This is a genomic window from Bacteroides mucinivorans (genome assembly GCF_034654355.2).
Classification (GTDB): domain Bacteria; phylum Bacteroidota; class Bacteroidia; order Bacteroidales; family Bacteroidaceae; genus Bacteroides; species Bacteroides nordii.
Map to the genome: position 1 here is coordinate 5,253,638 of NZ_CP178179.1, position 12,910 is coordinate 5,266,547.

11 protein-coding genes are annotated in these 12,910 nt (G+C 41.2%); 3 read left to right on the plus strand and 8 right to left on the minus strand.

What is annotated here, in order from left to right; translation table 11 throughout:
• Positions 1–99: 99 nt before the first annotated feature.
• The 4 genes from VCM39_RS19980 to folP all read right to left on the minus strand — a co-directional run bounded on the left by VCM39_RS19980 (position 100) and on the right by folP (position 4,749).
• Positions 100–1,419, minus strand: coding sequence for a TldD/PmbA family protein (locus VCM39_RS19980; RefSeq protein WP_289291011.1), 1,320 nt, complete (start codon positions 1,417–1,419; stop codon positions 100–102).
• Positions 1,420–1,530: 111 nt separating this feature from the next.
• Positions 1,531–3,069 (minus strand): TldD/PmbA family protein, encoded by a 1,539-nt coding sequence (locus tag VCM39_RS19985; protein WP_289291009.1) that lies wholly within the window; start codon positions 3,067–3,069, stop codon positions 1,531–1,533.
• Positions 3,070–3,085: 16 nt separating this feature from the next.
• Positions 3,086–3,850 carry a diadenylate cyclase CdaA gene (gene cdaA / locus VCM39_RS19990; protein WP_289291059.1) on the minus strand — a complete coding sequence of 255 codons (765 nt, stop codon included), beginning with the start codon at positions 3,848–3,850 and terminating at the stop codon, positions 3,086–3,088.
• A 44-nt stretch (positions 3,851–3,894) separates the two neighbouring features.
• Complete coding sequence (gene folP, locus VCM39_RS19995; protein WP_289291007.1) at positions 3,895–4,749, minus strand: dihydropteroate synthase; 855 nt, start codon at positions 4,747–4,749, stop codon at positions 3,895–3,897.
• A 220-nt stretch (positions 4,750–4,969) separates the two neighbouring features.
• Here folP and VCM39_RS20000 point away from each other — a divergent pair, with 220 nt between their 5' ends.
• Positions 4,970–6,268, plus strand: coding sequence for a UDP-N-acetylmuramoyl-tripeptide--D-alanyl-D-alanine ligase (locus VCM39_RS20000; RefSeq protein ID WP_289291005.1), 1,299 nt, complete (start codon positions 4,970–4,972; stop codon positions 6,266–6,268).
• A gap of 4 nt (positions 6,269–6,272) precedes the next feature.
• On the opposite strand, the gene VCM39_RS20005 is transcribed toward VCM39_RS20000, so the two are convergent.
• The gene (locus VCM39_RS20005; protein ID WP_322933211.1) at positions 6,273–6,680 is read right to left on the minus strand and encodes a VanZ family protein; all 408 of its coding nucleotides are present in this window, start codon (positions 6,678–6,680) and stop codon (positions 6,273–6,275) included.
• A 103-nt stretch (positions 6,681–6,783) separates the two neighbouring features.
• Between VCM39_RS20005 and VCM39_RS20010 the strand changes: the two genes are divergently transcribed.
• Both VCM39_RS20010 and VCM39_RS20015 read left to right on the plus strand, forming a co-directional pair.
• A complete protein-coding gene (locus VCM39_RS20010) occupies positions 6,784–8,151 on the plus strand; it encodes a sodium-dependent transporter (RefSeq protein WP_289291002.1) in 1,368 nt (455 codons plus the stop codon).
• Between the two features lie 6 nt (positions 8,152–8,157).
• Positions 8,158–9,063: a helix-hairpin-helix domain-containing protein gene (locus VCM39_RS20015; RefSeq protein ID WP_322933210.1), complete on the plus strand. Its 906-nt coding sequence runs from the start codon at positions 8,158–8,160 to the stop codon at positions 9,061–9,063.
• 181 nt (positions 9,064–9,244) lie between these two features.
• On the opposite strand, the gene VCM39_RS20020 is transcribed toward VCM39_RS20015, so the two are convergent.
• The 3 genes from VCM39_RS20020 to VCM39_RS20030 all read right to left on the minus strand — a co-directional run bounded on the left by VCM39_RS20020 (position 9,245) and on the right by VCM39_RS20030 (position 12,848).
• Positions 9,245–9,901 carry an ABC transporter ATP-binding protein gene (locus VCM39_RS20020; protein WP_322933209.1) on the minus strand — a complete coding sequence of 219 codons (657 nt, stop codon included), beginning with the start codon at positions 9,899–9,901 and terminating at the stop codon, positions 9,245–9,247.
• A gap of 101 nt (positions 9,902–10,002) precedes the next feature.
• Positions 10,003–10,713, minus strand: coding sequence for a tRNA threonylcarbamoyladenosine dehydratase (locus VCM39_RS20025; protein WP_322933208.1), 711 nt, complete (start codon positions 10,711–10,713; stop codon positions 10,003–10,005).
• On the minus strand, positions 10,713–12,848 hold the full coding sequence (locus VCM39_RS20030) for a cation:proton antiporter (RefSeq protein ID WP_322933207.1): 2,136 nt from the start codon (positions 12,846–12,848) through the stop codon (positions 10,713–10,715). The genes VCM39_RS20025 and VCM39_RS20030 overlap by 1 nt, the downstream gene beginning before the upstream one ends.
• Positions 12,849–12,910 lie beyond the last annotated feature (62 nt).

A 12,910-nucleotide genomic window follows, 5' to 3' on the forward strand; every position in this document is an offset into this window, starting at 1 on the left:
AGAGAGCATCCTGCACACCTCCCAGCTTTTGTCATTAAAACGCCAAGAAATAGTGTACAGGATGCAGGTGTGTTTCGGAAAGATTTGTATAAGATTAATTTAGAGTCCGCTAAAGTCTACACCTTCAAAAACCAGCGACGGAATACGCCAGGATGAAGACAATCGCGGATCGTTTCCTGTTTCGGACAACGACGACCAGAGAGTCAACATATTACCAGTCACATTCATTTCGGATACAGGCTGTGTCAGTTTCCCATTTTCAATAAGGAACCCTTCGATACCATACGAAAAGTCTCCTGTAGAACTGTTACAGTTACCACCATTAAAACCTGTCACAAGAATTCCATGATCTACTCCGGCTACCAGCCCGTCGAGATCCTTTAAGCCCGTTTGCATGACCAGAATAGAGGGTGAGTTAATAGTTGGAGAAACTCCCATCTTTCTGGCATTATAGGTATCAATAAAATAAGTTTTCAACACTCCATTCTCAAAAACCGGACGTCGCTCTGTTGCTACACCTTCACTATCAAAATAGCGGGCACCGGATGCTTGCAGCAGATGAGGTTCGTCTATTAATGTCATCTTATCGGCCAGTACTTTTTCATTCAGTTTATCCAGCAAGAAAGAATTTTTCTGCTGAAGAGAAGATCCATAAAGAGCATCCACCAAAGGACTAAGTAGCTGACTGACATTCATTGGATCTACCACCATCGTATATTTACCGGATTTCGCCTTTCTTTGCCCGACCTTACGCAATACACGTTCCAGGGCTTTCTGCCCGATGCCTGCTTTTACCAGTTTATCAAAATAGAGTGATGATTCATACCAGCCAGCCGAAGGGCGCGCCTCTCCTTCACCCTTTATTGCAACCTCGGCATAAAGAGAATACCAGCTTGACTTTGTTTCTCCTTCAAAACCATTACTGGTGATCCGGTATCCAAAATTATCTCCATCGCTATAAGAAGAACTGACAGAAATAATGCGGTCATCTTTGCCCAGTGCCTCTTCGGCAACAGCTTTTGCCAATGCTACTTTATCATCGGGGCGAATGGAAGAGAATTTTGCATCCAACAACTTCAAATCCGGACTTCCTCCTTTATAATAGCGGGAAGCATCCGGCAATACACGTGCCTCATCCTTTGCCAGATAACGGGTAGAGTCAATGCCATTCTTTATAAATGTTTCAAGTTCTTTCTTATCCAGCCGATTGGTAGAATAGGTTCCATAGCGTCCGTCTACATATAAGAAAATGGTCAGGCCATTTTCCGAAGCCTGCTGTAAACGGTCCATTTTGGCATCACGCAACTCAAAAGAAGAGTTTGATCCGGCATAAAGATTCACTTTTGCTTGCTGGCAACCATTCTTCAAGGCATAATCCATTGCCCATTGTGCCAGTTTTTTATTGCTATCTGAAATCATAAGAGTTGAAAGTTGAGAGTCGAAAACCGGGAATCAAACATATACCTTACCACATTCCCCGAAGTTTCAACTTTAATTTTTAATTTCTAATTTTTAGTTCTCACTGTTTCCTCAGTTTTCTCCTCCAACGGTCAGTTTACTAACCAACGCCGAAGGCATACCACAAGTCACCGGACAAGATTGTCCATCCTTTCCGCAAGTCCAGGTACCATTATCAATCTTGTCATTATTAGCCACCATAGTAATATCTGCCAATGCTTTCGGACCATTACCGATGATATTGATATCTTTAATGGGTTGTGTCAGTTTACCATCCTCAATCAGATAACCCGATTTCACAAAGAAAGTAAAATCACCTGCCCCAATCTGCACCTGTCCGTTTGTAAACTGATCGACAAAAATACCCTGTTTTACGGAAGCTATAATATCTTCCTCTTTCATATTGCCGGGTTCCATATACGTAGCACGCATACGGGGAATCGGCATATTCCGGAAGGTTTCGCGTCGTCCGTTTCCGGTTGGAGCAATACCATAATGTTTGGCACTGATACGGTCGTGCATATAGCTGGTTAAAACCCCTTCTTTAACGAGGTATGTTTTCTGTCCTTCCACTCCCTCGTCATCAAAGTTCACAGATCCACGGTTGAAAGGAATAGTACCGTCATCTATTACAGAAATATGTTCATTGCACACTTTCTTATTCAACTGATCGGAGAAAATAGAGACATTCTTACGATTGAAATCTGCTTCAAATGCATGTCCGATAGCCTCGTGTAACAGGATACCGGAACCTCCCGCACCCATCACCACAGGCATCTCTCCTCCTTTAGGCTTGATAGCTCTAAAAAGAATGGCTGTATTGTCCACAGCTTCGCGTGCCAGAATATCAACCAAGTCATCAGACAGAAACTCAAACCCTTTACGATAGGCTCGGGCAGCATAACTGTTTTCCATCTTTCCGTTTTCCTCCATAATACAGACTGCACCAAGCGTCACCATAGGCCGATAATCATAATACATCACGCCTTCACTATTACAGAAAAGAATATGTGATGTTGAATCACTTTGATTGGCCATTACTTTGGACACACGCTTATCCAATGCGAATATCTTGTCATTCAGCTTTTGAAGATAAGGCATCTTATCTTTCAAACTGATTTCCTCCCAAGGAGTAGTAATCGGATAGTAGTTTTTCTTCAATGTTTTTTCTGCCAGACGTACAGGACCGGATTTCTTCTTGCCGGATGCAATACGTGCAGCCGTACGTGCAGCATTCAACATATCGTCAAGCGTCACATTTTCCACATAGGCATAACCGGTTTGATCACCTGCAAGCACACGCACTCCCATACCAAAGTCTATATAGGAGTTACAGCTATTCACCGCCCCGTCTTTCAAACTGATTACATTGGTGAAGGTATGTTCAAAAAAGAGATCAGCATAATCTCCTCCTTTTTCAAGGGCTGCTGCCAATACTTTCTTCATATCTTCTTCGCTCACACCAAAATGGTTCATTGCCTGCGAAAGCGCTGCCTTCTGGTCAGCTCCTCCCAAAGCTCCCTTCACCGAAGGGATAGCCAACGCCGAGCCTGCAGCCAACGAACCTAATAATGCCATGCCTCCTGTTCTTATAAAATTTCGTCTGTCCATAATATATCTATTATTTTTAGGATTTCTTCGTTAATAAACTTTCCAGTTCTTCTGCACTCAAACGAAGGTAGAACTGCCCGCGATAAGCAACAGAAATCGACCCGGTCTCCTCTGATACGATAATAGCATGCGCATCCGACTCCTGCGATATCCCCATTGCAGCACGATGACGAAGCCCCAGTTCTTTGGGTATATCCAGATTGTGAGATACCGGCAGAATGCATCCGGCAGCTTTAATGCGCTTTTTACTTATTACCATCGCACCATCATGCAAAGGACTGTTTTTGAAAAAAATATTTTCTATCAAACGCTGATTTACATCCGCATTAATAATTTCTCCGGTACGTACTACCCCATCCAAAGGAACATTGTGTTCAATCACAATCAGGGCGCCTACCTTTTGTTTACCCATACTGATACATGCCATTACTACCGGCATGATATCTTCATGTTCTAATGACTCTTTTTTATTCCCGGTAAAAAAACGTGCCAGAGCATTGACATGCTGATGTGAACCAAGCGTAAGCAGGAAACGGCGTATCTCATCCTGAAAAAGTATAATCAGAGCCAGTACACCGACATTCATCAAAGTATTAAAAATAGAACCCAGCAGTTTCATTTCAAGCACCTGAGTTACTACCAGCCACATCAGGATCAGCACAAGAATACCTGTGAACACTTTGATAGAACCCGAAGCTTTCATCAATTTGTAGACATAGTACAAAAGGAAAGCCACCAACAGAATGTCAATAAAATCTTTGATACCAAACTCAAAGAACATACCGGCAGCCATGGCTATTATTTGATATTCACCCATATAAACATTTACAATTTATAACTAACAATTTTCTCCACCATCCTTACCGCTTCCACTGCTTCACGCACATCATGTACCCGTAGGATATTGGCTCCTTTCATTAAGGCAACCGTATCCAATACAGCCGTTCCGTTCAGAGCGTCTTGCGGTGTGCCTCCAAGCAAACGATAAATCATTGACTTTCTTGAAACACCCACTAATAAAGGCAGTTCGAAAACACTGAACTCTTCAAGATGTGCCATCAGTTCATAATTATGCTCCAGCGTCTTACCAAAGCCAAATCCCGGATCAAGAATGATGTCCTTCACACCCAAGTCACGCAACTGTTGCACCTTCATGGCGAAATACATAAACACCTCTTTAAGTAAATCGTCATAATGTGGTTCAGATTGCATATTTTGAGGCGTACCTTGCATATGCATCATGATATAAGGCACTCCCAACCGGGCAACAGTTTCAAACATTTTCGGGTCCATCTCTCCGGCTGCAATGTCATTGATGATAGCAACACCATATTCCTTTACACATTGTTCTGCCACATCAGCCCGAAACGTATCTACAGAAACTACAGCGTCCGGATGATTACGAACCACAATTTCCAGTCCTGTCCGTAAACGACGCATCTCTTCTTCGGCAGAGATGTTTTCCGCGTTAGGGCGGGAAGAGTAAGCACCAATATCAATTATAGAAGCACCTTCGGCCAATATTTGTTGTGCACGTCCGGCAATATCTGCCTCAGTTTGCATCCGGCTTCCGGCATAAAAAGAATCAGGAGTAACATTCAGAATACCCATCACTTGTGGGACAGAGAGATCGAGCAGTTGCCCGTTGACATTCAAATATCTATGCGCTAATGAGTTCATTAATCTCGTTTTTCGGTTAGATTATTGCAAATGTAGAGAAAAAAAGCAAGTAACCGCTTATTATCATAAGAAATTGTACCGGATACGGTATTCTCTTAGCGCTCATTAAGAAAGAATCTTATCAAATAAAGAGAAAGGGAAGAGATTTCCAGTTATTCTTTTCACACGATTCAAGATTATACTCTATCTTTGCTGCCGTCTTTATAACTATAGAAAGAATATGGAACTCTCTGCTCTCTACCAGATATTTCTGGAATGTAATACAGTAACTACGGATAGCCGCAATTGCCCTAAAGGCTCTATGTTCATTGCCCTCAAAGGTGATTCATTCAATGGGAATGCTTTCGCCACACAAGCTATTAACGATGGGTGCGCATATGCGATTGTTGACGAAGCAGCTCATGTAGTGAAAGGTGATAAACGCTACATCCTTGTAAACAGCTGCATCGAAACGTTACAACAGCTGGCCAACTATCACCGCAAACAATTGGGTACCCGAATTATCGGTATCACCGGAACTAACGGAAAAACAACCACGAAAGAATTAATCTCAGCCGTGTTGTCACAATCCTATAATGTTCTTTATACGCAAGGCAATTTAAACAACCACATCGGAGTACCTGTTACCCTTCTTCGCCTGAAAGCAGAACATGATCTTGCGGTCATCGAAATGGGCGCCAGTCATCCGGGAGAAATTAAATTCTTAGCAGAAATAGTCGAGCCGGATTACGGCATCATTACTAACGTGGCTAAAGCACACCTCGAGGGTTTCGGCTCATTTGAAGGAGTTATAAAAACCAAAGGAGAACTGTATGATTTTCTACGTAAAAAAGAGGGTTCAACTATCTTTATTCACCACGACAATCCATATCTTATGAATATTTCTTCCGGACTGAATCAAATACCTTACGGAAGTGACGAATCACTCTATGTCAATGGTCATGTGACAGGGAACTCGCCTTACCTTACCTTTGAATGGAAAGCAGGAAAGAGCGGTGAAAATTATGAAGTAGAAACCCAGCTGATAGGAGAATATAATTTCCCTAACGCTTTGGCTGCTGTTACTATCGGACGCTTCTTTGAAGTTGAACCGCAAAAAATAAATAAAGCACTCACTGAATATGCTCCGCAAAACAATCGTTCGCAGTTGAAAAAAACAGCCGAGAACACGCTGATTATCGATGCTTATAATGCCAATCCTACAAGTATGATGGCAGCACTGGAGAACTTTAATAAAATGACGGTTGCGCATAAGATGTTAATCCTGGGAGATATGCGCGAACTGGGAGCTGAAAGTGCAGCTGAGCACCAAAAGATAGTAGACTTCATTAAAGCATGCGAGTTTGAGAAAGTCATATTTGTTGGAAGCCTGTTTGCTGCAGCCGAACATTCATACCAGACATACTCCAACGCCCAAGAACTCATACAGGCATTACAAGCCGATAAACCTAAAGATTATACTATCTTAATAAAGGGATCTAACGGAATAAAACTTAGTTCAGTAGTAGATTATTTATAATCTGCTACTGTTTTCCTCTTATTGTTTGTTTCAACATCCGGGGGCGTACCCAATAGTAACCGATAAGACTGGCAAAAATTGCCCCCAAAGAATTGGCTGTAAAGTCTAACCAATCTCCTCCACGATAGGTTGTACAATACTCTTGTAACAACTCTACACAACCGCTAAACAATACCGGGCAAACGAAAGCACCTACCCATGCATGCCACATTGGAGAATCTCCTTTTCTGTGAGTACGCAAAAACTCCAGCCACAACATGCCGGACATACCGAAATACATACAAAAATGAACAATTTTATCTATATTAGGTATTTTACTTAACTCTGTTGAAGGTGGTCTGAAAAACGACAGATAGATAACTACCAGAATTATTAACAGAGAAACCGGGTATTTCTTAATATAATAAAGCATATCTAAATAAATTACAGATGTTGGGCAAATATAAGGAACATTTCTTATATTTGCATGTTTAAGTAAGATAAATATATCGAATTGTAAGATAAATAAAGCTTTTATGACTAAAAATGACAGAGCGAACTTTGGCAGTAAGTTAGGGGTGATTCTTGCCTCTGCAGGATCAGCCGTAGGACTGGGTAATATATGGAGGTTTCCATACGAAACCGGTAATCATGGCGGTGCCGCTTTTATCATTATTTATCTGGGTTGTATTTTTCTTCTGGGACTTCCGATCATGGTATCCGAATTCCTTATTGGACGCCATTCTCGTTCAAACACCGCCAGAGCTTATCAAAAGCTGGCTCCCGGTACGCATTGGCGTTGGGTAGGACGTATGGGAGTACTTGCCGGTTTCCTTATTCTCAGTTATTATTCGGTAGTAGCCGGATGGACCCTCGAATATATTTTCGAAGCATTAGCCAATGGCTTCTCAGGTAAGACTCCGGACGAATTTATTTCTTCATTTCAGACATTCTCAAGCAATCCATGGCGACCGGCGATTTGGCTGATCCTATTTCTACTCGGTACTCATTTTATTATCGTGAAAGGTGTAGAGAAGGGGATAGAGAAATCTTCTAAGATAATGATGCCTATGCTGTTTATTATCATCCTCATATTAGTAGTATGTTCTGTATCTTTGCCAGGCGCAAGCAGAGGTATTGAGTTTCTACTTAAACCAGATTTCAGCAAGGTAGACGGAAATGTATTCTTAAGCGCAATGGGACAAGCCTTTTTCTCACTTAGCCTGGGGATGGGATGTCTTTGTACTTATGCTTCCTATTTCAGTAAAAAGACCAATTTAACTAAGACAGCCTTCAGCGTAGGGATTATTGATACAATTGTAGCGGTACTTGCAGGATTCATCATCTTCCCGGCTGCTTTCTCTGTGGGTATTCAGCCGGATGCAGGTCCAAGCCTCATCTTTATTACCCTGCCTAATGTGTTCCAGCAGGCATTCAGTGGAGTACCGTTATTGGCGTATATATTCTCTGTGATGTTTTATGTACTGCTGGCAGTGGCTGCTCTTACTTCTACTATCTCTTTGCATGAAGTTGTTACAGCTTACTTGCACGAAGAGTTTAAGTTTACTCGCCACCGGGCAGCATTATTTGTTACAGGAGGGTGTATCTTCCTCGGTATACTCTGCTCCCTGTCACTTGGAGTAACAAAGGGTATCACAGTTTTCGGATTAGGAATGTTCGACCTGTTTGATTTTGTAACCGCAAAAATCATGTTACCGCTGGGCGGATTGTGTATTTCAATATTTACCGGATGGTACCTGGACAAGAAAATTGTCTGGAGCGAGATTACAAACAACGGTACACTAAAAGTTCCCGTTTATAAACTTATCATTTTCATTTTGAAATATATTGCACCAATAGCAATTTCCTGTATCTTTATCAATGAGTTAGGATTACTTAAATAATATGATATGTGGAAAGACTTTTTCTACTTTTCACGTACAGAACGGCAGGGTATTATAATCCTTGCCGTTTTGATTATTATGGTCGGTATAGTTTCATGGTTTATACCACCAAGAGAAATCTCGAAAATTGAAGATAACCAAAAGTTCGAAAAAGAGTATGCCCATTTTATGGCATCGCTGAAAGAAAGAGAACAACAAAGAGAAACAAGTTACAAAAGCCACCAGTACAAAAAACGAGAAGTAATACTCGCTTCTTTCGATCCTAATACGGCAGACTCTATTACTTTTCTTAACCTGGGACTTCCGCCATGGATGGCAAAGAATATTCTGAAATACCGTACCAAAGGAGGACGCTTCCGTAAACAGAGTGACTTCCAAAAAGTATATGGATTGACAGAAAAGCAATACACAACTCTCGAACCTTATATATCCATAGCAGATATACCGAAAGAGCAGGATACAATTCGACTGTTTAGTCAACAGGAACCACGGGATACTCTACAATATTACAAATATCCAAGTGGAACAACAATCAGCTTAAACCAGGCTGACACCACTGAATTAAAAAAAATCCCGGGTATAGGAAGCGCCATTGCCCGTATGATTGTAGGATATAGGAAAAAGCTGGGAGGATTCTACCAAATAGAGCAGTTGCAAGATATTCATCTGGATACGGATAAACTACATGAATGGTTGTTTGTCAACAAGAATGAGACCCAACAGATAAACCTGAATAAAGCAGGTATTGAAAGACTTAAAGCACATCCCTACATTAATTTTTATCAAGCAAAGGTTATTGTTGAGTATCGCAAGAAAAAAGGAGAAATAGAGAGTCTGAGCCAATTAAAGCTCTATGATGAATTTTCTGAAAAAGATTTTGAACGAATATCACCCTATGTCAGCTTTCATTAAAATAAAAAAGATGCATCCTTATCACACTAGATAAGAATGCATCACACACAAACAAAACAAACACTCTACCTACCATCTTCACAGACTTCTGTAGAGAAGCGATATAAAGATACGGCTAATTGATTAATATTAATAACCAATCAGCCATATGGTATCATTTTTTAGATTTTCCTCCTTCGTATTAACACTTATTAATTATACCGTCTATCATATGAACAGTACGGTCTGTAATCTGAGCTAACCCTTCATCATGTGTTACGATCACAAATGTCTGCCCCAGACGATCACGAAGTTCAAAGAACAATTGATGTAATTCTTCCTTATTATGCGTATCCAGGCTACCTGAAGGCTCATCAGCTAATATTACTGCCGGATTATTGATAAGAGCACGGGCTACAGCGACCCGTTGTTTTTCTCCACCGGAGAGTTCATTGGGTTTATGGGAAGCACGCTCTGCCAATCCCATAAAGTTTAATATCTCTAATGCATGCGCTGTGGCTTCCTTGGAAGATACCCCGGCTATCAACGCGGGAATCATAATATTTTCTAATGCCGTAAACTCAGGAAGCAACTGATGAAACTGAAAAACAAAGCCGATATGCTTATTACGAAAAGCAGAAAGCTCTTTTTCCTTCATTTTACTGACATTCGTACCATCGATATAGATATGACCGGCATCCGGTTCATCAAGCGTACCCATAATCTGCAACAGAGTAGTTTTACCAGCACCACTTGGTCCGACAATACTCACAACTTCTCCTTTATTTATCTCCAGATCAATACCTTTAAGAACCTGTAAAGAGCCGAAACTTTTAGTAATTCCTTCTAATTTTATCATATAATAATGTGCTAATGTGGCAATATGCCAATGTGCCAATTGGTATGTTGCTATAGTGCAGCCAATTGGCACATTGGCATATCAGCACATTGAATAATTATTCATAATCGTTTTATAACATACTCTGCCAGATAGCAACCAAAAACGGCAGGCATATAACTCACCGTACCACAAGTTGACTTCTTATTCATTTCATCATCAGTCAGCAACACAGCGTTAGGATCCGCTTGTTCCGTACTAAATACTACCGGCACTTTTCGTTTAACTCCCATCTTCTGCAAACGTTTCCGGACAGCTTTACTCAATCCGCAATGATAGGTATCCCAAAGGTCGGCAAAACGAACTTGAGTTATATCACTTTTTGCCCCGGCTCCCATACTGGATACAATCTTAATACGGCGTTGCAAAGCATGATAAATGAGATAGCATTTAGGGCTCAACGTATCTATGGCATCAACAATAAAATCATATTGGGCAGCATCCAGCAGTTCCGGGATATTTTCATCTTTCAGAAAAACGGGTAACACTTTTAAATCCAGTTCCGGATTAATATCTTTAAATCTGGCTTCCAATATATTGGCTTTAGGCATTCCCAGGGTAGAATGCAAAGCCGGTAACTGACGATTTAGATTGGTAGGCTGAACCGTATCAGCATCTACAATCGTCATTCGCCCCACTCCGGCACGGCAAATCATTTCTGCTGCATAAGCACCTACTCCACCCAAACCGACTACAAGTACATGGGCATTACACAACCGCTCCATCTTCTCTTCACCTAACAAGAGTGCTGTTCTTTGCTTCCAGTTTTCCATCAACTTTTCTTAAACCATTTATAAAACCACTTACCTACCTTTTCATAATGCTGCGACTCATTACTACCGCGTGGATTTGAGAAAGAAATAGCTTCCTGAGGCTCTCCCAACTGATCCGGATATAAAATAATAAGGCTGTTATTTGAGAAATATTTCCCAAGTTGGGCCGGTAGTTTTTCAAAAGCCGGATCATAAGAGATAGATCCCCGGCGAGCACTGACTATAACCAGTAAATGATCATAATTCACTTGACCGGTAAGCAATAGCAAGTCTCCCCAATCGTCCAGACGGGAGAAATCTGTCATGGTCAATCCATATTTCTTTTTCACCAATTGCTGTAAGTATCTCAACGTCTGTTCATTCGCAAAGAAGTGCGCACGACATCCCAGGATGTTTGCCATGCGACAAAAATGTTCCACCCACTTCTGAAATCCGGCTTCGTACTCCGCCTTCGGAGGGACAGCAATAATAATACGCCGAAGCGTATTAACCGGCATAAGGAACTTGGCTATCATTACTTCCCTATGTAACCCCTTCAACAAACTATCTGCCAGATTACCAAAGAAAGAGTCTACAATATTGACCTTACGATGCAATCCGATTACCACATCAGTCACTTCATATTCTTTTGCTGTATGGATAATACCGGAGGCAATATTAAGATCATACCGGCTCACCTGTGACAAAGGCACATCCGCTGATGCAGCTATCATAGCAGCACGTTCCAAATTTCTTTTACCACACAACTCCAAACGTTCCGAACTACTGTTATCATTAATCACATTCAACGCCAGCAAATTATTTTTTTGTTTAGAATCGCGGATCAGCAAAGACAAGTTTATCAAATCATCAATAGTATCCGGATTTGCCACCGGAATCAGAATCTTCTCAGGTGTCTCCTTTTTACTATTTTCCGTATCCAACTGTGCTTCATGCATAGCGAGCTTACGAGCAGCCCGTTCAGTAGCAAACGAGCTGATGATGCAAGTGAACAGAATTAATACAATAGTACCATTCAACACATCCTCATTCAATAATCGCTCGCCACTGGGCAAAATAATATTATAGCCCACAAGTACGGCTGCCAGCGTAGCTGCCGCCTGTGCATTGCTAAGCCCAAACATCAACTCTCTCTCGATAGCTTTCATCTTATAGATTTTCTGAGTAAGCCACGAAGCAATCCACTTACTCGCCAATGCAACAGTAGTCATTACTACTGCCACTTTTAAAGCGTCACCATGTCCAAAGAGAATTTTAATATCAATCAACATTCCCACTCCAATCAGGAAGTATGGAATAAACAAAGCATTACCCACAAACTCTAGATGATTCATTAACGGAGATACATGGGGAATAAGACGATTTAAGACCAATCCGGCAAGAAATGCTCCCAAAATACCTTCCATTCCTACAAACTCCATCAATCCGGCTCCCAGGAAAACCATTGCCAGAACAAAAATAAACTGCATCACATTGTCGTCGTACTTTCGAAAGAACCAACGTCCGATACGAGGAAAAAAGAAGATAATAAGAAAACCCAGGAAAATAACTTTAACTACCAGCCACAACCAGAACATCTCCGAAGACTCACCTTTAAACAATCCACCAATAACCGCCAGCACCAACAAAGTCAATGTATCGGTAACCGCTGTTCCTCCAACGGCAATACTTACACTTCGATGACGTGATACTCCGTAACGAATCACAATAGGATAAGCCACAAGCGTATGGGAAGCATACATACTGGCGAGTAACACAGAGGTAATGAACCCATATTTCAATACCGTCATGTTAGTGATAAACCCCAGTGCCATAGGAATGACAAATGCCAACAGCCCTAATACCACAGCTTTACCACGATTCTGTTTAAAGTCCCCCATGTTCATTTCGAGCCCGGCCAGAAACATTATGTAATAGAGACCTACTTTTCCAAAAAGTTCAAAACTACTATCGCGTGCCAGAATATTGAATCCATGTTCACCAATCACCACACCAGCCAGAATCATTCCGATTATATGTGGAATACGAAGCCGGCCCAACACCATAGGAGCAAACAATATGATAAGAAGTACAAGGAGAAATATCCATGTAGGATCTGTTATAGGTAGGTTTAAATTAAAATCGGGCCACTGCATATATCTAAGTTTTACGTTTTCTCTGCAAAATAACAAAAAAGTTATCAATTATATGCCAGAAT

Bases quoted from the DNA above. Each gene is read 5' to 3' on its own strand.
- VCM39_RS20000 (WP_289291005.1), top strand. From the start codon at position 4,970: ATGGAACTCTCTGCTCTCTACCAGATATTTCTGGAATGTAATACAGTA.
- VCM39_RS20010 (WP_289291002.1), top strand. From the start codon at position 6,784: ATGACTAAAAATGACAGAGCGAACTTTGGCAGTAAGTTAGGGGTGATT.
- cdaA (WP_289291059.1), bottom strand. From the start codon at position 3,850: ATGTTCTTTGAGTTTGGTATCAAAGATTTTATTGACATTCTGTTGGTG.
- VCM39_RS19985 (WP_289291009.1), bottom strand. From the start codon at position 3,069: ATGGACAGACGAAATTTTATAAGAACAGGAGGCATGGCATTATTAGGT.
- VCM39_RS20015 (WP_322933210.1), top strand. From the start codon at position 8,158: ATGTGGAAAGACTTTTTCTACTTTTCACGTACAGAACGGCAGGGTATT.
- VCM39_RS20005 (WP_322933211.1), bottom strand. From the start codon at position 6,680: ATGCTTTATTATATTAAGAAATACCCGGTTTCTCTGTTAATAATTCTG.
- VCM39_RS20020 (WP_322933209.1), bottom strand. From the start codon at position 9,901: ATGATAAAATTAGAAGGAATTACTAAAAGTTTCGGCTCTTTACAGGTT.
- VCM39_RS20030 (WP_322933207.1), bottom strand. From the start codon at position 12,848: ATGCAGTGGCCCGATTTTAATTTAAACCTACCTATAACAGATCCTACA.
- folP (WP_289291007.1), bottom strand. From the start codon at position 4,749: ATGAACTCATTAGCGCATAGATATTTGAATGTCAACGGGCAACTGCTC.
- VCM39_RS19980 (WP_289291011.1), bottom strand. From the start codon at position 1,419: ATGATTTCAGATAGCAATAAAAAACTGGCACAATGGGCAATGGATTAT.
- VCM39_RS20025 (WP_322933208.1), bottom strand. From the start codon at position 10,713: ATGGAAAACTGGAAGCAAAGAACAGCACTCTTGTTAGGTGAAGAGAAG.